Origin of the sequence: Vibrio sp. TRT 2004, assembly GCF_050113735.1 — a bacterium.
In the GTDB taxonomy this organism is placed as follows: Bacteria; Pseudomonadota; Gammaproteobacteria; order Enterobacterales; family Vibrionaceae; genus Vibrio.
In genome coordinates, this window is the sequence record NZ_JBNJOH010000003.1 from 75,607 (window position 1) to 97,513 (window position 21,907).

Genomic DNA, 21,907 nt, shown 5'->3' on the forward strand with positions numbered 1-21,907 from the left:
AGCTTATTACGCTAAAAGCATGTTATAAAGGGAGCATTACGCTCCCTTTTTTATTGCGGATTACTCTGAGTGAAAACTCAGTAACAGGAGTATCGATCTGTGAAATGGTTTCAAACCGCTACGCTTAGTCTCGCTTTAGCGATTACGGCAGGCTGTGCATCGACCTCAAGCAACAACGCTCAGTGGCTATATCCACCAATGGCGGTTCCTTTGCAAGCCAGTGTGCAGCAAGAAGTTCAGATTGCGCGTTTATCTCAACTCTTACAAAGACCCGATCTTTCGAATGATATTCGAGCCAAAATGCTTTATGAACGCGGTAACTACTATGACAGTGTTGGTCTGAGAGATCTCGCTCGTTTAGATTACAATCAGTCACTTGCTCTTAATCCTGCTCAGCCAGATCTGTTTAATTTACTTGGCGTTTATTTTACCCAGGTAGGTGAGTTTGATGCTGCGTACGATGCCTTTGATTCTACCTTAGAGTTAGATCCGGATAATTCTTATGCCGCACGCAACCGTGCCATTGCGCTTTACTATGGTGATCGGATTGACCTCGCTTTAGAAGATATGCAAAAGCATTATGATGAGGACCCAAGCGATCCATTTCGTGCTTTGTGGCGCTATATCATTAAGCAGGAAAAGCAACCGGATGTTGCTCGTGAAGAGCTACTCAAAGTCTACCAGACTCGTGATGAGCAATGGGGTTGGGTACTGGTTGCCATTACGCTTGGAGAAGTGTCTGAAGATCAGGCCTTTAAAGCCATTTTAGCCGGAACCCGAGACAATACTGTTTTGGCTCAGCGTCTAACAGAGGCTTATTTCTACTTGGGTAAGCGCTATCAAGCTGAAGGTGACTTTGCGAGCGCCATATCGTTATACAAACTGGCGATTTCGTTCAACGTCTTTGAGTATGTAGAACATCGTTATTCGTTCTTGGAACTTAGCCGAATCTACAATCAAGTTAAAGCTGAACATCTTGCCAAGAATAAAGCCAAAGCGCTTGAGACAGAATAAACATTGATGATGTGAGTTCGGATAGCCGCTGCTTTGCAGCGGCTTTTTTATTGCCAGATGGAAAAATGAAGACTAAAATAGTTAGCCTTGCTAACTAAATGTGCAGACAATGACTCTAGAAAATAGCTTAATGGAACTGGAACGATTCTGTTCCAAAGCGTGGCGAGTTCATGCCAAAGAAGATGCTTTATCAAACTTGAGTTTTAATGAATACGATTATCTTCGAGTGATACAAGAACACGCTCAGGGGATTCGCATCACCGATTTAGCTCAAGAGATGAAAGTGAGTAAGCCTTCCGCCTCGAATATGGTGGCACGATTGCAGAATAAAGGCTTAGTTTCACGGATATCATGTAATGAAGATGGACGCGCTAAGCGAGTGATTCTAACGGAGCAGGTCATTAAAGACCTTTCGCTTGAACAAGTGGTTTACCGCAGGATCGCGGAGTCTATTGGCAACAAACTGACTGAGGTTGAAAACAGCCATTTGATCAGCTTGTTAGAAAAAGCACTTAAATAATTAACTCGAAGTCAGAAAAATTTATCTATTTAGTTAGCCATGCTAACTAGTGGTGAGAAAATGCAAACATCCATTTATAAACAGTTTTGGAAATACACGATACCTACCGTGGCAGCAATGCTGGTCAACGGTCTATATCAAGTCGTTGATGGCGTCTTCATTGGTCGCTATGTTGGTGCTGATGGCTTAGCGGGCATTAACGTCGCTTGGCCTATGATTGGTTCGATTCTTGGGCTAGGTATGCTGGTTGGTGTCGGAACCGGAGCACTCGTTTCAATACAACAAGGAAAAAAAGACAACCAAGGTGCAAAACAGATCCTCGCGACGGGATTACTGCTACTTATCGCTTTGGTGCCTGTGGTCTCGGTTGTTCTTTATCTGTTCGCAGATGATTTTCTTCGTTGGCAGGGAGCTGAAGGCCGAGTATTTGAGCTGGGGTTACAATATTTACATATCTTGATTGGGGCCTGTATTTTTACTTTGGGCTCGATTGCGATGCCTTTTTTGCTGCGTAATGATGAAAGCCCAAATATTGCGACCATGCTTATGGTCATTGGTGCATTCGTTAACATCGCCTTAGATTACCTCTTAATTGCTGTGTTGGGCTGGGAGTTAACCGGTGCCGCGATAGCTACCGCTATTGCACAAGGTGTGGTCACCGTATCGGGTTTGGCTTACTTTTTTTCATCTCATGCGAGATTGCGTTTGAAGTGGGCTGATTTGCGTTTAAAGCTGGCTATCATTCCCAACATCTTTGCGATTGGCGCATCCAGTTTCTTTATGTATGCCTATGGTTCTATGATGGTTGCACTGCACAACGCACTATTTGCTCAATATGGCGATCAGTTGATGATTGGCGCTTACGCCATACTAGGTTATATCGTCACCGTCTACTATCTCACAGCAGAAGGTATTGCAAACGGTATGCAGCCTTTGGTCAGCTACAACCATGGGGCGAGAAACCAACAAAACATCCGCAAACTTCTAAAAGTTGCGATGTATTCAGCGGTGATAGTGGGCGGTGTATTTGTGGTATTACTCAATCTATTCCCAACTCAATTTGTCTCTGTCTTTAATAAGGATGACGCACAGTTGATGGAACATACGGTGATGGGAATTCGTCTGCACATGTTTTCTATGGCACTCGACGGCTTCTTAGTGGTTGCTGGTGCTTACTACCAAGCGATCAACAAGGGGAGTAAAGCGCTGTTTGTCACTGTTGGCAATATGTTGGTGCAATTGCCTTTCTTGTACCTGATGCCTAAGTTGTTTGGTGTGCCGGGTATCTGGATTGCGTACCCATTGTCTAACATTGCACTCAGCTTGGTGGTGATGACGATGCTGTGGAAAGATATCAAGCGCATAAAAGTGACATCGACCGAACAGGTCATCGCATAGAGAAAAGGGCTCATTTGAGCCCTTTATCATGTGTCATAAATTTAACTAGACGTTCTTCACTTCTAGACCGGCCAGTTGATGCCAGTAACCGTTGCACTGACGGTTATCGATTTGATCTGGGCTATGACCACTCTCGTTCGCGCGGAATTTTTCAACTTGCGAGAAGGTATCGAGGCCAAGTGGACTCAGGCGTACGACATCGACCAATCCTTGCATACTTGGCAGATCGTTGATCAGGTTATAGCAATAGCCTGATTGAGTCTGGATGCCGTTCAGGTTGAACACTTGCTGGCCTTCTTGGCTGCTTACTTGAATGCCTGTTGGGTATTTAATACAGCAGGTCTCACAATCGTCTTTGGCACGATTCTCTGCTCTTGCGGTAAAGCATCGAGCTGAGTAAGCCAAAGGTAGGTAGCCATGACTGAAGACTTCGACCTCGAACTTATCCTTAATACCAATCTCATCACATTGGGTTAATACTTTGCTCAGCCACTCACGAGACAGCTCGACAGGCATGCACCAACGGATCATGCCCTGTTTAAGAAACAGGTTGAGTGTGTGGGCATTGTAAGTATTGACCGCAGGGCCAACCACAAACGGTACCTTACGCTCAGAGGCTAGCTGGATTGCAGAAACGTCATTGGCTTCAATCGCGAAGTCACCATTATCGATGTACTTCTTCATGATGTTGACTTCGCTCGGCGCTTCGAGAAGAGCCATGGTCGAAAGGACAACTTGTTTGCCAGCAGAATTAAGCTCTTTGGCAATATCAAACCAATGATTTGGTTTCATTTCACGTCGTTTAGAGCAAACACTTTCACCCAAATAAATGATATCTGCTGAACTGCTTTTAGCCTGATTATAAAAAGCTTCGACATCCTGCTTTGGCCAGAAATAGAGTAGTGGGCCAAGCGCGTATTTCATGTTTTTTTCCATATTGACCTCTACTGCCACTTGCGGTGGTATGCACCGAGTGTTGTTTGCTTACCTTCTGACACGTTTGCTAGAGTCGCATCCCAAGCCGCTTCGACTTGGTAGCCTTCAGGGTTTGCGAGATAGCGATCAATAGCGGCTCGCCAAGTACGTGTCACCTGCTCCACGTAGGCAGGGCTGCGTTGGCGTCCTTCGATTTTTACCGAGGCTACGTTCGCGGCAAACAGCTCAGGGAGCATAGAGAGGGTGTTCAAACTGGTTGGCTCTTCCAAAGCATGATAAGCCTTGGTTTGCTCTTCTAGATCGGCGGTGAAACGGCCTTTACATAAGGTCGGATAACCTGCATTTTCACCTTCGCTGTAACGGTCAATAAGAATGTTGTTGAGGCGAGACTCAAGCCCTTTCTCGGTTTCTTGCCAACGAACATATTTAGCAGGCGAGCATGCCCCCACTGTGTTTGGTGATTCGCCAGTCATGTATGAGGAGAGATAGCAGCGTCCTTCAGACATGATGCATAGGCTGCCAAACGCAAACACTTCAAGTTCGACATCGCTGGTGATATTACGTGATAGCTGTTTCACCTGATGAATCGAAAGAACACGAGGCAGAACAACGCGCTTGACGTTAAAGTTGTTCTTGTAGAAATCGATAGCCGCGACGTTTGTTGCCGAGGCCTGTACTGATAAGTGAAGTTCTAAGTCAGGATACTTTTGCGATGCGTAATCAAGTACCGCGATATCTGCCACAATCAGAGCATCTACGCCATTATCCGCTGCACGGTCGACCGCATCGGTCCAACGGCTAAAGCCGTCTGGATGAGCGAAAGTGTTGAGAGCGACATGAATCTTCTTCTTATGGTCATGAACGTACTGAACGGCTTTTTCCAGTTTCTTACCTGTAAAGTTTAAACCCGCAAAGTGACGGGCATTGGTATCATCTTTAAAACCGATGTAAACCGCATCAGCGCCACAATCAATTGCAGTTTTTAGTGCAGGCAAGTTACCTGCAGGGCATAGGAGTTCCATTGCTCTTACCAGACTGTCTCATAAAATTGTTGAGCATTTTATGAAGAATTATGAATGGCGAATTTGATGTAAGGCAGGTTTGAGTGAGTTTCTAAGTGAAATAATTACTTAGGGTTAGTTTTTGTGGCGACGATTTTGTGCAAATAGCTCTTCAACCTCTTGTCTTGGCTGAGGGCGATGGAAGTGGAAGCCTTGAATTGAGTTACAGTTTAGATTAGACAGCAGAGTCGCTTGTTGCTGTGTCTCTACACCTTCGGCGACGACAGTCAAATTGAGTGATTTACCTAGATTGATGATATTTTCTATGACTGTGATTTGTTTAGGCAGCGTATCAATATCAGAGATAAATGCTCGGTCAATTTTGAGTTCATCGATTGGAAATCTCGCTAAGTAGGAGAGCGATGAATAGCCTGTTCCGAAGTCATCGATTGATAGAGCAAAACCTAGTCGCTTAATCGCATTCAACATTTGAAGAGTGTGCTCACTATCACTCATCACCGCACTTTCTGTCAGCTCAAAAGTAATACAGCTTGGATCTAATTCTGTTGTGCGCAGCAACTTCTCCATGTAGTCGATTAACTTAGGGTTGCCAAATTGTTCAGGGGAGAGGTTGATCGCCACTCGACCCGGTAAAATACCTTGCAGCTTCCAGCGTTTGACTGTGGCAAAGACCTCGCGCATGACCACTCGGCCTAAATGCTCGATCAAGCCAGCTCGTTCCGCAACAGGAATAAATGCACCAGGGCTAATATAGCCTTCTACGGGATGTTTCCAACGAATCAGTGCTTCTGCGCCATTGATACTGAAGTCTCGCGCATTGACTTTAGGTTGATACCACACCTCAAGTCCATTTTGTTGCAGCGCTTTCTGTAATTCGATTTCCAGCCATAAGCGCATACGAGCTTCTTTGTTCATCTGATCGTTGAATTTGATCAGTCGGTTGCGACCACGATCCTTGGCCTCATACATTGCTGTGTCAGCGTTTTGTAGCAAGATACGAGCATCGTTGCCATCGCCAGGGTAGGCAACACTACCAATAGAGCACGCAAGTCGCTTGCTGAAGTGGTGTAGATCAAACGGTTGATTCACGAGAGAGATAATGCGTTCTGACAGCATTTCTGCCATGCGATTATTATCAGGTTCAGGCAGTATGATGCCGAACTCATCTCCTCCTAAATGCCCTAAAACCGCATGTGGAGGTAAAAGACGCTTAAGACGAGAAGAGACTTCCTTGATCACTTTGTCCCCAATATGGTGGCCAAGTGAGTCGTTGATATTTTTGAAGTTATCGATATCAAGATAGAGCATGATCAACGGCGTATCGTTGTGGATCAGTTGCTCTAAACGTTTGGTGAATCCGAAACGGTTATACAAGCCAGTGAGTGAGTCAACATGCGCATCTTCATGTTGTGTTGGAGAGAGCTTCTTAGGTGTCGAATCTGCATCTTGGATCAAAACCAGTTGAGAATCACTACCGAGAATCATTGTCGCGTCAGCTAACAGCTGGACTTTGCGTTCAAATCCACAGCGAGGACCAGTCAAACACGTTAATGGTGCTTCACCGAGTGAGTTGACTAATGAGCTAGAAAAAACCGTTTTTGTTTTTTCATCGACAAATAGCCGTGAAAGGTTTTCTCCGAGTAGATCTTGTACCGACTCAAAACCAAGTAATCTTAACGCAGCAGGATTTGCTGAAATGATGCAATCGTCTTCCACTAACATGATTCCCTCAGGAACGAGAGAGGTCAAAGTCGAAAACTTACCTTCTGACTCTTCCAAAGAGCGAATGAGGATCTGTTTTTCAGAGGTGTCGAGAGCATGAAAGATGATGTGCTCGATCTTACCATCGGTATTCAGTGGCGAGATATTGAAATGCAGGCTGGTCTCTAAGTCGAGATCACCCATCGTCATCTCAGCTTCGATCGATTCGCCTTTAAAAGCGCGATCATAATAAGGCTTGAGATGATTATAAAACTGTTGCCCCATGATCTGGCTGTCACTCATACCAACCAGTTCAGGAGGAGTAAGACCTGCGATATCACAATAGCGCCCGTTAACCACGGCATAATTATGCTGGTTATCTAAGATAGCGAAAAAAAACGGGCTGTTAGCCGTTATTTCTTTAAACCAGTGCTGTAATTGTTGCGATAGCATCAAGTTTTTCCAACTCTCCAACAGAGCTTGTGATTCACATCGGTTGTGAATATGAATGATGTAATAACTATAACTGTCATTGCCTGTAGTTTAAAGAGTTTCAGGCATCACGCAGATTCTTTGACAAATAACAGGAATCGTTAGTTAAACATACTTTATGATGAGCAATTCCAACCCACAAAGTAACGGATAATTCGCGTGATTAACAAGATTCGCACTCAACTAGTTCAAAACGCTGCATCAATTTTGCGATCTCCAGTCCACTTATTGCCTCAATCTGTACAAAAAAAAGCCTTGCTTGAAGGGCTAAAAACGGTGTTTAAAGAGGCTCTTGAAGATGGGGATTTCGAATTCCTTGAAGATAAGTGGTTAAAAGTTGAAGTAAAAGATATGCAGCTGAGTTGGCTGATTAGCTATCAAGACGAACAGCTTGTCGTTGGTGATAAAAGTGTGAAGGAAGATGTGTTGTTTGGAGGGAATCTGAATGACTTAGTTTTGATTGCCGGACGCAAAGAAGATCCTGATACCCTGTTTTTCCAACGTCGCCTAACCATAGAAGGTGATACGGAATTGGGTTTGGAAGTCAAAAACTTGATGGACAGTGTCGATCTTGATTCATTGCCGAAAGCTGTTCAGACCTTGTTAAATCAGCTAGCCGAATTTGTGCAAAAAGGCTTACAATCGCCTTCAACACACAAAGAGGTTGTAAATGCTTATTCGAACTGAAGCACCAGCAGATATTCTGGCGGTCGATAGACTTCTAAAAGGAGCCTTCGACACAGAAGCAGAAGCGAACTTAGTGATGACACTAAGAGAAAATGGTCGCCGTACATTGTCGCTTGTTGCTTGCAACGATGAAGGTGAAGTCGTGGGTTATGTACTGTTTAGTCCGGTCACATTAGACGGTGAAGACCTAAACTGGCAGGGATTAGCGCCACTAGCTGTTCGTCACGATTACCGAAACAAGGGAATTGCCGCCGATCTCGTTAAAGAAGGATTAGCTTCTTTACTGGAGTTTGACTACCCAGCTTGCGTGGTACTTGGTGATCCTGCTTATTATGCTCGATTTGGCTTTGAAGCAAGCGAAAAGCATAATATGCGTTGTCAGTGGGATGTCCCTCAAGGTGCATTTCAGGTGCTAGGTTTAGTGGAAGGAGAGCTAAATCAGCGCACAGGTTTGATCGAATACAGCAGAGAATTTTCAGAACTTTAGCTTTGTTCGCCGCAGAAAAGGATGAAAAATTATCGTTTTGTCCTTTTTTTGACCGCTTGGCGGCCAGTAGCTAATTTTTTGCAAAAATCTACTTGTCAGCAATAGCGTGTTTCGCTAGTATTGCTCGGCCTTCGATAAGGAGGTCGCTAGCCTTGTTCAAAAACCTATTGAAAAGTAATGTTTTCGAGCGGCGCTGGCTCAACAATTTGGAACATAGGTGGAAACAATGTTTACAGTTCTACTTGTGATTTACCTGTTGGCAGCGGTTGGTGTAATCGGCCTAGTGTTGATTCAACAAGGTAAAGGCGCAGATATGGGAGCCTCATTCGGTGCAGGCGCATCAAACACAGTGTTTGGCGCAAGCGGCTCAGGTAATTTCCTAACCCGAATGACTGCAATTTTTGCAACAGTATTTTTCGTCCTCAGCTTGGTGCTAGGCAATATGTCTACACACAAAACTGAATCTCAGTGGGTTGACCCAACACAAGGTCAAGTTATCCAGCAAGCTGACGATGCGAGTGAAATTCCTGCCCCTCAAGGTAGTGAAATTCCTCAATAAGCTATTTTCTAGCTGAGAAATAGAATTAGCTGCCGAGATGGTGAAATTGGTAGACACGCTAGCATGAGGTGCTAGTGCCTTAGGTGTGAGGGTTCGAGTCCCTCTCTCGGCACCATTGATTTACAAACTTGTAAAACACCTTGGAGAGCGTATAATGCTCGACAAGTCGGACGCGGGGTGGAGCAGCTTGGTAGCTCGTCGGGCTCATAACCCGAAGGTCGTCGGTTCAAATCCGGCCCCCGCAACCAATCCTGTTAGGATTTGGACAAGTTTGCGCAGTAGCGATACTGCGAGTTAAGCGACAATGATTTTGCTTAACGTATCAGGGTCCAGCAACAAAAAACCCCGACTTTTCGGGGTTTTTTGTTATCTAAATTTCTGAAGAGAAATTTAGAGCTTTGCTTGGAATTTAAATTGGGCTGTGAGCCCTTTTTTTGTTTCTGGAGTGGTTAAAATGACTGGTTTAGAAAGACAACTTACTGAAATGCTTGAAGCTCCTGTAGCTGCATCAGGTTATGAGTTAGTTGGATTAGAATTTATTCGCGCAGGCGAGCATTCAACGTTGCGTATTTTTATCGACCACGAAAACGGCATTACTGTCGAAGATTGTGCGGAAGTTAGCCGTCAAGTAAGTGCGGTTATGGACGTTGAAGATCCAATCACAGTGGCTTACAACCTTGAAGTGTCTTCACCAGGTTTAGAAAGACCACTTTTCAAAGCTGCACACTATGAACAATTTATTGGTCACGAGGTAAGCATCGTTTTGAAGATGGCTGTAGGCAACCGTCGCAAGTGGAAAGGTGTAATCCACTCAGTGGATGGTGAAACTATCTCTGTTACTGTTGATGGTAATGAAGAAGAGTTTGCACTAAGCAATATCTCAAAAGCTAACCTGATCCCTAAATTTTAATTAAAGTCTTAGAGGCTATTTAAAATGAGTAAAGAAATTTTAGCGGTAGTAGAAGCGGTATCGAATGAGAAAGCGGTACCTCGTGAGCGTATCTTTGAAGCCCTTGAAATTGCTCTAGCAACTTCTACTAAGAAAAAACACGAAATCGAAATTGACGTTCGTGTTCAAATTGACCGTAAAACGGGCGAGTTCGAAACTTTCCGTCGTTGGTTAGTAGTAGAAAACGTTGAACATCCAACGAAGGAAATCTCTCTAGAAGCTGCTCAGTACGATGATGCAGAAGTTCAACTAGGTGATTACGTTGAAGATGATATTGAGTCTGTAACATTTGACCGTATTACGACTCAAACTGCTAAACAAGTTATCGTACAAAAAGTACGTGAAGCAGAGCGTGCACAAATCGTTGAACAGTTCATCGACAATGAAGGTGAACTTGTTACTGGCGTAGTTAAGAAAGTAAACCGTGAAACGGTTGTTCTTGACTTAGGTAACAACGCGGAAGCAGTAATCCTACGTGATGACCAACTTCCTCGTGAAAACTTCCGCCCAGGTGACCGTGTGCGTGGTCTACTATACAAAGTGGCTCCAGAAGCGCGTGGCTTCCAGCTATTTGTTACTCGCTCGAAGCCTGAAATGCTTGCTGAGCTATTCCGTGTTGAAGTTCCTGAAATTGCGGAAGAGATTATTGAGCTTAAAGGTGCAGCTCGCGATCCAGGTTCTCGTGCAAAAATCGCAGTGAAAACAAACGACAAACGTATTGACCCAGTGGGTGCGTGTGTTGGCATGCGTGGTGCACGTGTACAAGCCGTTTCTGGTGAGCTTGGTGGTGAGCGTATCGATATCGTTCTTTGGGACGATAACCCAGCGCAATTTGTAATTAACGCAATGGCGCCTGCAGACGTTGCTTCTATCATCGTAGATGAAGATGCGAATGCTATGGATATCGCAGTTGAAGCGGACAACCTAGCACAAGCTATCGGCCGTAACGGTCAGAACGTACGTCTTGCATCTCAACTGACTGGTTGGGAACTTAACGTAATGACAGTAGAAGATCTTCACAAGAAACATGCTGAAGAGTCTCAAGCTGCTATTGATAGCTTCATGAAGCACCTAGATATCGAAGAAGACTTTGCTCAACTGCTTGTTGAAGAAGGCTTCTCAACTCTAGAAGAAGTTGCTTACGTTCCAGTTAACGAACTACTTGAAGTTGATGGTCTAGATGAAGATCTAGTCGAAGAACTACGTAATCGTGCTAAGAATGCACTAACGACTCTTGCGCTAGCACAAGAAGAGTCTTTCGAAGGCGTTGAGCCAGCAGAAGACCTACTAGGCCTTGAAGGTCTTGAGCGTGAGATGGCATTTAAACTGGCAGCTAAAGGTGTATCAACACTAGAAGACCTAGCTGATCAGGGCATCGATGATCTTGAAGGTATTGAAGGCCTGACCGAAGAGCGTGCGGGTGAGCTAATTATGGCAGCTCGTAACATCTGTTGGTTCGGCGACGAAGCATAATTTTCAGCAAGGAGAAAGCGGCATGACACAAATTACTGTTAAGGCACTGAGTGAAGAAATTGGAACTCCAGTGGACCGCTTAATTGAACAACTTGCTGATGCTGGTATGAACAAAGCGAGCAGTGATCAGGTTTCTGATGAAGAAAAGCAGAAACTTTTGACTCACTTAAAGAAAGAGCACGGTGACACTACGGGTGAATCTGAGCCAACTCGTTTAACTCTACAGCGTAAAACTCGCAGCACACTTAGCGTAAATGCTGGTGGCGGCAAGAGTAAGGATGTTCAAGTAGAAGTACGCAAGAAGCGAACTTATGTTAAGCGCAGCATTATCGAAGACGACGCAAAACGTGAGGCTGAGGAAGCAGCAAAGCGTGAAGCTGAAGAGCTTGCGAAGCGTGAGGCTGAAGAGCTAGCAAAACGTGAAGCTGCAGAGAAAGCACAACGCGAGGCCGATGAGAAAGCGAAGCGAGAAGCGGATGCAAAACGTGACGCAGAAGAAAAGGCAAAGCGCGTACAAGCTGATAAGGCTAAGAAAGACATGAATGCAAAAAATGCGGACGCTAATGCGCAAGCGAAAAAAGAAGCTGACGAACTAAAACGTCGTCAGGAAGAAGAAGCCCAACGTAAAGCTGAACAAGAAGCTGCAAAGCTTGTTGAAGAAGCTCGTAAACTAGCTGAAGAAAATGAAGCTCGTTGGAATGAAGAAGAACAGAAGAAGAAAGAGCTTGAAAACTCTGACTACCATGTGACTACTTCTTCGTATGCACGTGAAGCAGAAGATGCTGCTGACCGCAAAGAAGAAGGCGCTCGTCGCAGGAAGAAAAAGAAATCTTCTCTAGATGAAGAGCCACCTCGCCCTAGCCGCAACCAACGTGGTGGTAAAGGCCGTAAGCAAGGCAGACTTTCTAAGCCAGCTTCAATGCAGCAAGGCTTCGATAAGACCGCTACTGTTGCTAAAGCAGACGTTGTGATCGGCGAAACAATCGTTGTATCTGAACTTGCTAGCAAGATGTCGGTTAAAGGCACAGAAGTTATCAAGGTGATGATGAAGATGGGCGCTATGGCGACTATCAACCAAGTTATCGACCAAGAGACGGCTCAGCTAGTTGCTGAAGAAATGGGCCACAAAGTTATTCTGCGTAAAGAGAATGAGCTGGAAGAAGCGGTACTGTCAGATCGTGACAACAACGCTGAAGCCGTTCCTCGCGCACCTGTTGTTACTATCATGGGTCACGTTGACCATGGTAAAACGTCTACGCTTGACTACATTCGTCGCACACACGTTGCGTCTGGTGAAGCAGGTGGTATTACACAGCACATCGGTGCATACCACGTAGAAACAGACAACGGCATGATCACCTTCCTTGATACTCCTGGACACGCGGCGTTTACCGCTATGCGTGCTCGTGGTGCTCAAGCGACGGATATCGTTGTTCTTGTTGTTGCAGCGGACGATGGCGTTATGCCACAAACAGTTGAAGCGATTCAGCACGCGAAAGCGGCAGGCGTTCCACTGATTGTTGCGGTTAACAAGATCGATAAAGAAGACGCAAACCCAGACAACGTTAAGAATGAGCTAGCTCAGTACGACGTAATTCCTGAGGAGTGGGGTGGTGAGAACATGTTCGTTCACATCTCTGCGAAACAGGGTACTAACATTGACGGTCTTCTAGAAGCAATCCTTCTTCAGTCTGAAGTTCTTGAACTTAAAGCTGTGAAAGAAGGTATGGCGTCTGGTGTAGTTGTTGAATCTCGACTAGACAAAGGTCGTGGTCCAGTTGCTACAGTACTTGTTCAGTCAGGCACACTAAACAAAGGCGATATCGTTCTTTGTGGTCAAGAGTACGGCCGTGTTCGTGCGATGCGTGATGAGCTTGGTAAAGAAATCACAGAAGCGGGTCCTTCTATCCCTGTAGAGATCTTAGGTCTTTCAGGCGTGCCTTCTTCAGGTGACGAAGCGACTGTAGTACGTGATGAGCGTAAAGCGCGTGAAGTTGCTAACTACCGTGCTGGTAAGTTCCGTGAAGTGAAACTTGCACGTCAGCAGAAATCTAAACTAGAGAACATGTTCTCGAACATGACGGCTGGTGAAGTTGCTGAACTGAACGTAGTACTGAAGGCTGACGTTCAAGGTTCTGTTGAAGCGATTGCAGACTCACTACTGAAACTATCGACTGACGAAGTGAAAGTAAACATCGTGGGTTCTGGTGTTGGTGGTATTACAGAAACTGACGCAGTTCTAGCTGAAGCTTCAAACGCTATCATCCTTGGCTTTAACGTTCGTGCTGACGCTTCTGCGCGTCGTGCGGTTGAAGCGGCAAGTGTTGACCTACGTTACTACTCAATCATTTACCAATTAATTGATGAAGTGAAACAAGCAATGGGCGGTATGCTTGCTCCGGAATTCAAGCAAGAGATCATTGGTCTTGCTGAAGTACGTGACGTGTTTAAGTCACCGAAACTGGGTGCAATCGCTGGTTGTATGGTTACTGAAGGTCTAATTAAGCGTAGCAACCCTATCCGTGTACTACGTGATAACGTTGTTATCTACGAAGGTGAGCTAGAATCACTACGTCGCTTTAAAGATGACGTTCAAGAAGTTAAGAATGGCTACGAGTGTGGTATCGGCGTTAAGAACTACAATGATGTTCGCGTTGGTGACCAGATCGAAGTATTCGAAATCGTAGAGATTAAACGTACTCTTGATTAATTGACTAAAATTACGAGCAAGATCTTCTTAAGATAAGCTGTAATTGGTTGTTGAATACGCCATGGGGGGCTGGTTACGACCATCCCCCCATTCTTTCTAATAAGAGAAAAGATATGTCAAAAGAATTTAGCCGCACGCAGCGAGTGTCACAACAGCTGCAAAAAGAGCTCGCTCTGATCCTTCAGCGCGAAGTTCGTGATTCACGCCTAGGCATGGTGACGATTTCTGATGTAGAAGTGTCACGTGATCTAGCGTATGCAAAAGTATTTGTTACCTTCCTTTGTGTTGGTGAGCAAACACCAGAGTCATGCCTTGAAGCATTACGTGAGCATGAAGTTCATATCCGCATGATGCTAGGCAAGCGTATCCGTCTGCGTTTAACGCCAGAAGTTCGTTTCTACTATGACAACACCTTGGTTGAAGGTATGCGTATGTCGAACCTTGTTTCTGAAGTCGTTAGCGAAGATAAGCGTAAGCAAAGAGACTCAGGTCGTGAAGAAGAACAGACTGGGGAAGACAGCTAATGGCTCGTCGTCGTAAAGGTCGTCCAATTAACGGTGTGATTCTGTTGGATAAACCAACGGGAATTTCATCGAACGATGCACTGCAGAAAGTAAAGCGAATCTATTTTGCTGAGAAAGCAGGTCATACGGGTGCACTGGATCCCCTAGCGACAGGTATGCTGCCGATCTGCCTCGGTGAAGCAACCAAGTTCTCGCAGTTTTTGCTTGATTCCGACAAGCGCTACCGTGTGATTGCTAAGCTTGGTGAGAGAACCGATACCTCTGATTCTGATGGTGAAGTGGTAGAGACGCGTCCTATCAATGTTGATATGGATAAGCTGCTCGCTTGTATCGATAAGTTTCGCGGTGAATCTGATCAAGTGCCTTCAATGTTCTCTGCGCTCAAGTACCAAGGTAAGCCTTTGTACGAGTATGCGCGTCAAGGTATTGAAGTACCGAGAGAATCACGCAAGATCACGGTTTATGAAATCATCTTGCATCGCTTTGAAGGCGATGAAGTGGAAATGGAAGTACACTGTTCGAAAGGTACTTACATTCGCACAATCGTTGATGACCTAGGTGAAATGCTTGGTTGTGGTGCTCATGTCACTATGCTGCGTCGTACCGCGGTTGCAAATTACCCTTACGAGAAGATGGTGACGTTAGAGCAACTGAATGAGTTGCTTGAGCAAGCTCAACGTGAGGAGATTGCACCGAAAGATCTACTTGATCCACTGCTATTACCAATGGATACCGCAGTAGAAGATCTGCCGGAAGTTAACCTTAACGCAGAGCTTACCGATCTTGTTCAGCACGGTATGCCAGTCCAAGTGTTTGGTGCGCCAGAAGGTACCCCACTTCGCATGACATCTGGAGAAGAGAAACTCTTCATCGGTGTGGCTGAAGTCAACGCAGATGGCAAAGTCGCTCCGAAGCGACTGGTTGTCTTCCGAGATGAGACTCAGCAGTAATACCATCTAGAGAAAAGCCGAAGCACTTGCTTCGGCTTTATATTACACCACATTCTAAATGCTATTGGATGAGCCCTTTTTCACTCAGAAGGGTACGAAGTTGATCCGCGCGTTTACGGTTAACGCCAAAGTCGGAGTAACCCATTCTAGACTCAGAACGTACCAACAGCTGTTCACCTTCAATGCGTAATTCGAGGTCATCAACAAATCGCATGATCTTTGAGGTGCATTCAATACGAAGATAATCCTGCTCCTTCACGGCTGTTTTAGCTCCGGGTAATTGCAGCGCGGCAGCTTCGATGGCATCAATACTGGTGCTGCTCGCCAAAGTAAAGGGTGCAAGCTGATGCTTCTCTCGTGCATCTTGAGTCGAGACACAGTTAGGTTTGTCACCACAAGGGAGCGAAGTGCGATCTGTCATGGTTGTGACTCCTTGGCTACATGCCGTTAAGGTGAGTAGGGTCAGAGAAAGGAGAGCCCCTTTTTTCATCTTGGATTCCTTAGTATTGGAACTGGTCAGATAATTATATGTTTTAAATAAAAAAAGGATCCAAAAATAGGATCCTTTTTCGTGGTTATGAGAGGTTAAACTTCTAGGAAGTCGAGAATACCTTCAGCCGCTTTACGTCCTTCATCGATGGCTGTTACAACCAAGTCAGATCCACGAACCGCGTCACCACCAGCAAAGATTTTCTTATTGCTGGTTTGGAACATAAACTCCTGATCCGACGGCGCTTTAATACGCCCCCACTCATCGAGCTCGACGCCAAAAGGTGTTAGCCATGACATTTGATGAGGCTGGAAGCCAAACGCCATGATGACAGCGTCAGCAGCAAGCACGTGTTCACTGCCTTTTACGGGTTGAGGACGACGTCGTCCAGCATCATCGGGTTCACCCAGCGCAGTTTTAACGACTTTAACACCAGAGACTTTACCACTGGCATCAACTTCGACACCGAGAGGCTGTAAGTTAAACATGAAGTCGACGCCTTCCTCTTTAGCGTTTTTCACTTCTCGACGTGAGCCAGGCATGTTTTCTTCATCACGACGATACGCACAGATAACGTTGGAGGCGCCTTGACGAATCGAAGTTCGAACACAGTCCATCGCAGTATCACCACCACCTAGGACAACGACCTTTTTTCCTGCCATATCGATAAATGCTTCTTCACTCGGTAACTCCATTACTTTATAAGTATTGGAGATAAGGAAAGGCAAGGCATCGTAGACGCCTTGAGCATCTTCATTCTCAAGTCCGGCACGCATATTCTTGTAGGTTCCTACACCTAGGAAGACGGCATCATATTCATCGACAAGCTGCTGCATCTCAATGTCTTTACCGACTTCTACACCCAAACGGAACTCAACGCCCATTTCAGTGAATACTCGACGACGGTTTTCCATCACGCCTTTTTCAAGTTTAAACGATGGAATACCAAACGTAAGTAGGCCGCCAATTTCAGGGTAGCGGTCGAAGACAACCGGCTTCACACCGTTTCGGACCAAGATATCCGCAGCGGCAAGGCCAGCAGGACCTGCACCGATAATCGCGACTTTTTTATCTGTCCAAACCACTTTAGACATGTCCGGTTTCCAGCCCATTTCAAAGGCTTTGTCGGTGATGTACTTTTCGATATTACCGATAGTGACCGCACCAAAGTCTTCGTTTAGGGTACAAGAACCTTCACAAAGACGATCTTGCGGACAGACGCGTCCACAAACTTCTGGAAGACTGTTGGTCTGGTGAGAGAGTTCTACCGCTTCCAGAATTCGCCCCTCATTCGCTAACTTTAGCCACTGAGGAATGTAGTTGTGAACCGGACACTTCCATTCACAGTAAGGGTTACCACAGTCTAAACAGCGATCTGCCTGAGCGGTAGCTTGCTGATTAGTAAAGGGTTCATAGATTTCAACGAACTCGATCTTACGAATTTTAATTGGTTTTTTCGCAGGATCGACGCGCTGAACATCGATAAATTGGTATACGTTCTGACTCATGATTCAAACATCCTCCATGATTACTGCGCTTGAACGCGAAGTTCTGCGGCACTGCGACTTTGATGACCAAGCAGAGTACTTAAATCTGCTGCCTGCGGTTTAACCAAGTAGAACTTCGGAATCCATTCATCAAAGTTCGCTAGGATGTTTTCTGCGTGGACTGAGCCTGTTTCTTCTAGGTGCTCAGCGATCAAACCGCGCAGGTGTTCTTGGTGGATATAAAGATCCGATAGCGCAATCGCTTCGACAGATTCTTGGTTTACTCGTCCTTGGAACTCTTCGTTCTCATCAAGCACGTAAGCGAAACCGCCTGTCATACCCGCACCAAAGTTAACTCCGGTCGCACCAAGGATAGCGACAATACCACCCGTCATGTATTCACAAGCGTTGTCACCTGCACCTTCAATCACGGCAATCGTACCTGAGTTACGGACACCAAATCGCTCTCCTGCCGTACCTGCTGCGAAAAGTTTTCCGCCAGTCGCGCCATACAAACAGGTATTACCAATAATCGTTGCTTCATTACACTGGAAGGCAGTGCCTTGGTGAGGCTTGATGCTAATTTTGCCTCCAGCCATACCTTTACCCACGTAGTCGTTCGCATCGCCTGTCAGGTAAAGTTCAACACCGCCAGCATTCCAGACACCAAATGACTGACCAGCAGTACCATCTAGGTGAAGCCTAATCGGGCTTGCTGCCATACCTTGATTGCCATAGCGTTTCGCGATTTCACCAGATAAACGAGCGCCAATAGAACGGTCAGTGTTAATTACTTTGTAGAACAAGTCTTTAGACTGACATGCCTCAATAGATTCAAGCGCATCCGAGACAATCTTTTGGTTCAATTCAGCTTTATCAAATGGAGCATTTGATTCCGTCCAGTAAAGAGGGTGGCCTTGTGGCGATATTGGTGATTCAAGAATACCCGAAAGATCTAGCTTGCTCTGTTTCGCTGTTAGCCCCTCAACGGCTTCTAAGAGATCGGTGCGACCGATTAAGTCAGTCAGTTTCTCAACCCCAAGTTGTGAAAGTAACTCACGCACTTCATCAGCGAGGCCGATAAAGTAGTTCATCACCATTTCCGGCAGGCCTTTGAAGTACTGTTTGCGTAAGGTGTCATCTTGAGTCGCAACGCCAGTCGCGCAGTTATTTAAGTGGCAGATACGTAAGAACTTACAACCCATAGCAACCATAGGCGCCGTACCGAAACCGAAGCTTTCTGCACCAAGAATCGCAGCTTTAACGACATCAAGTCCAGTTTTCAAGCCACCATCGACTTGAAGACGAATCTTATGGCGTAGACCATTGGCGACTAACGCTTGCTGAGTTTCTGCAAGACCCAGTTCCCAAGGGCTGCCAGCATATTTGACCGACGTTAATGGGCTAGCCGCAGTACCACCGTCATAACCTGAGATGGTAATTAAATCGGCGTATGCCTTGGCAACACCCGTCGCAATAGTGCCAACGCCCGGCTCAGAAACCAGTTTGACCGAAATCAGTGCTTCTGGGTTGACCTGTTTTAGGTCGAAAATCAGCTGAGCGAGATCCTCGATAGAGTAAATATCGTGGTGTGGTGGCGGAGAAATCAGTGTTACCCCTTGTACTGAGTAACGTAGTTTCGCGATCTCAGCGGTGACTTTATGTCCCGGTAACTGTCCACCTTCACCCGGTTTTGCTCCTTGCGCTACTTTGATTTGCAGTACATCTGCGTTGGTCAGATAGTGTGGTGTCACACCAAAACGACCAGAAGCAATCTGTTTAATGCGTGAGTTGCGCTCTGTACCAAAACGTCTTGGATCTTCACCACCTTCGCCTGAGTTTGAGTAACCGCCTAAACGGTTCATCGCGGTTGCTAGGGCTTCATGAGCTTCTGGGCTCAATGCACCGATTGACATCGCCGCCGAGTCAAAACGTTTGAAGAGTTCTGTACTCGGTTCAATTTTTTCTAATGGCAGCGGCGTTGACGATGTCTTCAGGTGCATTAAGTCGCGCAGCATAGCAACGGGACGTTCGTTTACCTGCTTAGCAAAGCTTCGGTAATCAGAAGTGTCACCAGATTTTACCGCTTGTTGTAGCGTACCTACGACATCTGGGTTGTAGGCGTGGTATTCGCCGCCGTGAACGTATTTCAACAATCCACCATGTTCAATTGGCTTACGTTTCGTCCATGCTTTGCGAGACAGATTGTAAAGATCTTGCTCGAAGTCTTCGAAGTTCGCCCCTTGAATTCGGGTTGTGACTCCCTTGAAGCAGAGATCGACGACATCTTGGCTTAGACCTACTGCTTCAAATAGTTGAGAGCAACGATATGAGGCAACGGTTGATATGCCCATTTTCGACATGATCTTGTATAGACCTTTGTTGATGCCACTCTGGTAGTTTTGCATCACCTGTCGATAGCTCTTGGCGATAGCACCATCATCAATGACTTTCGCTAAGGTTTCATAAGCCAGATATGGATAAACCGCTGTTGCACCGAAACCAAGCAGTACTGCAAATTGGTGAGGGTCTCGCACAGTGCCTGTTTCGGCGATGATGTTGGCGTCACAGCGAAGGTTTGCATCGATCAATCGGCTTTGTACTGCCCCTACAGCCATGGCTGCTGGGATCGGTAATCGGCCTTTTTGTAGTACTTTGTCTGAGAGAACCACGAGAACGGTTCCTTCGCGAACCGCTTGCTCTGCCTGATCACAAAGATCAAGAATCGCTTGCTCAAGGTCTTTGTCGTCGGGATTGTAGTTGATGTCTAGTACCGTACTACGGTAGTGCTCATCACTTAACTCAAGTAGTTGCTGCATGTCTGAGTAAAGCAGAACCGGTGAATCAAAGGTTACACGATGAGCGTGACCGTCGGTCTCGCAGAATACGTTCATCTCTTGGCCGACACTGGTCGCCAATGACATGACGTGTTTTTCACGAAGTGGATCGATCGGTGGATTGGTTACCTGAGCGAATTTCTGACGGAAATAATCAGTAATCAATCTCTCTTTAGACGACAACACTGCCATTGGCGTATCGTCACCCATTGAGCCGACTGCTTCTTGTCCCATATCGCCAAGAACACGCAATACCTGATCAACCTCTTCGTTGCTCATCGCAAACTGCTTTTGATAGGTCTTTAGTTCATCTTCATCGAAGCTACGTTCGCCCACTTGGTCTTCTGGCAACTTAGAGAATGGTGTCAGTTTATGGACATTATTTTCCATCCATTCACGGTATGGGTGGCGATCTTTGAGGTCATTATCGATCTCACTTGATTGCCAAAGCTTTCCACGGCGAGTATCAATAACTAAAAGCTCGCCTGGACCCACTCGTCCTTTTTCTGCGACTTCATCGGGAGCGTAGTCCCAGATACCAACCTCAGACGCTAACGTAATTAACTTATCTTTTGTTATGACATAACGAGCAGGACGTAAGCCATTACGGTCAAGGTTACATGCGGCGTAACGACCATCTGATAAGACGATACCAGCAGGGCCATCCCACGGTTCCATGTGTTTGGAGTTGAAATCATAGAAGGCACGTAAGTCAGGATCCATATCAGGGTGGTTTTGCCACGCTGGCGGAACGAGCATTCGCATCGCACGGAAGATATCCATACCCCCAGCTAAAAACAGATCGAGCATGTTGTCTAAGCTTGATGAGTCTGAACCTGTCTCGTTAACGAAGGGTGCAGCTGTTTGCAGGTCAGGTAGCAGTGGTGACGCGAATTTGTACGCTCGTGCTCGAGCCCATTGTCGGTTGCCTTGAATCGTATTGATTTCACCATTGTGAGCCAGATATCTGAATGGCTGAGCGAGTGGCCAACGAGGCTGAGTATTCGTCGAGAAACGCTGGTGGAACAAACAGATAGCAGATTCCATACGCAGGTCTGCCAAGTCGAGATAAAACCTTGGTAGGTCGGCTGGCATGCATAGACCTTTGTACACTATGACTTGTGTCGACAGGCTACAGACGTAGAACTCACTATCATCAACAATGCGTTTTTCAATACGGCGGCGGGCGATATATAGGCGACGTTCAATATCGCGTTCACGCCAGCCAGCAGGCGCTGAAATAAAAACTTGCTGAATGTTTGGTAAAGAATCTGCGGCAATTGGTCCGAGTACTGTTGGGTTGGTTGGCACGTCACGCCAGCCAGATACAGTCAGAGTTTCTTGGGCAAGTTCTTGATTGATAATGTCTTTTGCTTGCTGTGCTTTGGCTGGGTCTTGGTTAAAGAAAATCATGCCAACGGCATATTGTTTACCAAGCTTAAAGCCATTTTCTTCGGCAATAAGACGTAGATATGAATCGGGCTTTTGCAGTAATAGACCACATCCGTCACCCGTTTTTCCATCAGCCGCGATGCCGCCACGGTGGGTCATGCGATCAAGTGCTGAAATTGCGGTACGTACCAGTTTATGGCTTGGCTCACCTTCCATATGTGCAATTAAGCCAAATCCACAGTTGTCTTTCTCGAGACTAGGATCGTATAGAGCCATTGC

Annotated in this window: 17 protein-coding genes and 2 tRNA genes; 13 read left to right on the forward strand and 6 right to left on the reverse strand. The window is 45.9% G+C overall.

The features are described 5' to 3' along the window. Positions 1 to 99: 99 nt before the first annotated feature. The 3 genes from nlpI (at position 100) to ACQEXR_RS02235 (ending at position 2,932) form a co-directional block, all read left to right on the forward strand. On the forward strand, positions 100 to 1,014 hold the full coding sequence (nlpI, locus tag ACQEXR_RS02225) for a lipoprotein NlpI (RefSeq protein WP_427019692.1): 915 nt from the start codon (positions 100 to 102) through the stop codon (positions 1,012 to 1,014). Between the two features lie 109 nt (positions 1,015 to 1,123). After that, positions 1,124 to 1,534: a MarR family winged helix-turn-helix transcriptional regulator gene (locus tag ACQEXR_RS02230; RefSeq protein ID WP_331416193.1), complete on the forward strand. Its 411-nt coding sequence runs from the start codon at positions 1,124 to 1,126 to the stop codon at positions 1,532 to 1,534. A gap of 60 nt (positions 1,535 to 1,594) precedes the next feature. Then, positions 1,595 to 2,932: an MATE family efflux transporter gene (locus ACQEXR_RS02235; RefSeq protein WP_427019693.1), complete on the forward strand. Its 1,338-nt coding sequence runs from the start codon at positions 1,595 to 1,597 to the stop codon at positions 2,930 to 2,932. A 45-nt stretch (positions 2,933 to 2,977) separates the two neighbouring features. Here ACQEXR_RS02235 and ACQEXR_RS02240 read toward each other — a convergent pair whose 3' ends face one another. The 3 genes from ACQEXR_RS02240 to ACQEXR_RS02250 form a co-directional block, all read right to left on the reverse strand. Beyond that, on the reverse strand, positions 2,978 to 3,856 hold the full coding sequence (locus tag ACQEXR_RS02240) for a U32 family peptidase (protein WP_426950722.1): 879 nt from the start codon (positions 3,854 to 3,856) through the stop codon (positions 2,978 to 2,980). Between the two features lie 20 nt (positions 3,857 to 3,876). Then, positions 3,877 to 4,890, reverse strand: coding sequence for a ubiquinone anaerobic biosynthesis protein UbiU (gene ubiU, locus ACQEXR_RS02245; RefSeq protein ID WP_331416196.1), 1,014 nt, complete (start codon positions 4,888 to 4,890; stop codon positions 3,877 to 3,879). Between the two features lie 114 nt (positions 4,891 to 5,004). Next, positions 5,005 to 7,044 carry a sensor domain-containing protein gene (locus ACQEXR_RS02250; RefSeq protein WP_427019694.1) on the reverse strand — a complete coding sequence of 680 codons (2,040 nt, stop codon included), beginning with the start codon at positions 7,042 to 7,044 and terminating at the stop codon, positions 5,005 to 5,007. A 198-nt stretch (positions 7,045 to 7,242) separates the two neighbouring features. Between ACQEXR_RS02250 and ubiT the strand changes: the two genes are divergently transcribed. The 10 genes from ubiT (at position 7,243) to truB (ending at position 15,422) form a co-directional block, all read left to right on the forward strand. Next, positions 7,243 to 7,770, forward strand: coding sequence for a ubiquinone anaerobic biosynthesis accessory factor UbiT (ubiT, locus tag ACQEXR_RS02255; RefSeq protein ID WP_138972559.1), 528 nt, complete (start codon positions 7,243 to 7,245; stop codon positions 7,768 to 7,770). Next, positions 7,754 to 8,257 (forward strand): N-acetyltransferase, encoded by a 504-nt coding sequence (locus tag ACQEXR_RS02260; RefSeq protein WP_331416198.1) that lies wholly within the window; start codon positions 7,754 to 7,756, stop codon positions 8,255 to 8,257. The genes ubiT and ACQEXR_RS02260 overlap by 17 nt, the downstream gene beginning before the upstream one ends. Before the next feature lie 226 nt (positions 8,258 to 8,483). Continuing rightward, positions 8,484 to 8,816, forward strand: a complete 333-nt coding sequence (secG, locus tag ACQEXR_RS02265; protein WP_138972557.1) for a preprotein translocase subunit SecG — start codon at positions 8,484 to 8,486, stop codon at positions 8,814 to 8,816. A gap of 31 nt (positions 8,817 to 8,847) precedes the next feature. After that, positions 8,848 to 8,931 (forward strand) — tRNA-Leu (locus ACQEXR_RS02270). A 56-nt stretch (positions 8,932 to 8,987) separates the two neighbouring features. After that, a tRNA-Met gene (locus ACQEXR_RS02275) sits at positions 8,988 to 9,064 on the forward strand. A 206-nt stretch (positions 9,065 to 9,270) separates the two neighbouring features. After that, positions 9,271 to 9,726: a ribosome maturation factor RimP gene (rimP, locus tag ACQEXR_RS02280; RefSeq protein ID WP_269376563.1), complete on the forward strand. Its 456-nt coding sequence runs from the start codon at positions 9,271 to 9,273 to the stop codon at positions 9,724 to 9,726. A 24-nt stretch (positions 9,727 to 9,750) separates the two neighbouring features. After that, entirely contained in the window at positions 9,751 to 11,238 is a 1,488-nt protein-coding gene (gene nusA / locus ACQEXR_RS02285; protein WP_138972555.1) for a transcription termination factor NusA, read from the forward strand. 22 nt (positions 11,239 to 11,260) lie between these two features. Then, positions 11,261 to 13,948, forward strand: a complete 2,688-nt coding sequence (gene infB, locus ACQEXR_RS02290; protein ID WP_426950725.1) for a translation initiation factor IF-2 — start codon at positions 11,261 to 11,263, stop codon at positions 13,946 to 13,948. Between the two features lie 113 nt (positions 13,949 to 14,061). Beyond that, a complete protein-coding gene (gene rbfA / locus ACQEXR_RS02295; protein WP_138972553.1) occupies positions 14,062 to 14,472 on the forward strand; it encodes a 30S ribosome-binding factor RbfA in 411 nt (136 codons plus the stop codon). Then, positions 14,472 to 15,422, forward strand: a complete 951-nt coding sequence (gene truB, locus ACQEXR_RS02300; protein WP_426950726.1) for a tRNA pseudouridine(55) synthase TruB — start codon at positions 14,472 to 14,474, stop codon at positions 15,420 to 15,422. The genes rbfA and truB overlap by 1 nt, the downstream gene beginning before the upstream one ends. A gap of 61 nt (positions 15,423 to 15,483) precedes the next feature. On the opposite strand, the gene ACQEXR_RS02305 is transcribed toward truB, so the two are convergent. The 3 genes from ACQEXR_RS02305 to gltB form a co-directional block, all read right to left on the reverse strand. After that, entirely contained in the window at positions 15,484 to 15,912 is a 429-nt protein-coding gene (locus ACQEXR_RS02305; RefSeq protein WP_331416202.1) for a DUF1499 domain-containing protein, read from the reverse strand. A 95-nt stretch (positions 15,913 to 16,007) separates the two neighbouring features. Continuing rightward, positions 16,008 to 17,420: an FAD-dependent oxidoreductase gene (locus ACQEXR_RS02310; RefSeq protein ID WP_331427072.1), complete on the reverse strand. Its 1,413-nt coding sequence runs from the start codon at positions 17,418 to 17,420 to the stop codon at positions 16,008 to 16,010. A gap of 20 nt (positions 17,421 to 17,440) precedes the next feature. Further along, a complete protein-coding gene (gene gltB / locus ACQEXR_RS02315) occupies positions 17,441 to 21,904 on the reverse strand; it encodes a glutamate synthase large subunit (protein WP_426950728.1) in 4,464 nt (1,487 codons plus the stop codon). Between the last annotated feature and the right edge of the window lie 3 nt (positions 21,905 to 21,907).

Excerpts from the sequence above, each read along its gene's own strand:
- truB (WP_426950726.1), top strand. The coding sequence starts at position 14,472 with ATGGCTCGTCGTCGTAAAGGTCGTCCAATTAACGGTGTGATTCTGTTG.
- infB (WP_426950725.1), top strand. The coding sequence starts at position 11,261 with ATGACACAAATTACTGTTAAGGCACTGAGTGAAGAAATTGGAACTCCA.
- ACQEXR_RS02230 (WP_331416193.1), top strand. The coding sequence starts at position 1,124 with ATGACTCTAGAAAATAGCTTAATGGAACTGGAACGATTCTGTTCCAAA.
- gltB (WP_426950728.1), bottom strand. The coding sequence starts at position 21,904 with ATGGCTCTATACGATCCTAGTCTCGAGAAAGACAACTGTGGATTTGGC.
- ACQEXR_RS02250 (WP_427019694.1), bottom strand. The coding sequence starts at position 7,044 with ATGCTATCGCAACAATTACAGCACTGGTTTAAAGAAATAACGGCTAAC.
- ACQEXR_RS02240 (WP_426950722.1), bottom strand. The coding sequence starts at position 3,856 with ATGAAATACGCGCTTGGCCCACTACTCTATTTCTGGCCAAAGCAGGAT.
- rimP (WP_269376563.1), top strand. The coding sequence starts at position 9,271 with ATGACTGGTTTAGAAAGACAACTTACTGAAATGCTTGAAGCTCCTGTA.
- ACQEXR_RS02305 (WP_331416202.1), bottom strand. The coding sequence starts at position 15,912 with ATGAAAAAAGGGGCTCTCCTTTCTCTGACCCTACTCACCTTAACGGCA.
- rbfA (WP_138972553.1), top strand. The coding sequence starts at position 14,062 with ATGTCAAAAGAATTTAGCCGCACGCAGCGAGTGTCACAACAGCTGCAA.
- ACQEXR_RS02310 (WP_331427072.1), bottom strand. The coding sequence starts at position 17,420 with ATGAGTCAGAACGTATACCAATTTATCGATGTTCAGCGCGTCGATCCT.
- nusA (WP_138972555.1), top strand. The coding sequence starts at position 9,751 with ATGAGTAAAGAAATTTTAGCGGTAGTAGAAGCGGTATCGAATGAGAAA.
- ACQEXR_RS02235 (WP_427019693.1), top strand. The coding sequence starts at position 1,595 with ATGCAAACATCCATTTATAAACAGTTTTGGAAATACACGATACCTACC.
- ACQEXR_RS02260 (WP_331416198.1), top strand. The coding sequence starts at position 7,754 with ATGCTTATTCGAACTGAAGCACCAGCAGATATTCTGGCGGTCGATAGA.
- ubiU (WP_331416196.1), bottom strand. The coding sequence starts at position 4,890 with ATGGAACTCCTATGCCCTGCAGGTAACTTGCCTGCACTAAAAACTGCA.
- secG (WP_138972557.1), top strand. The coding sequence starts at position 8,484 with ATGTTTACAGTTCTACTTGTGATTTACCTGTTGGCAGCGGTTGGTGTA.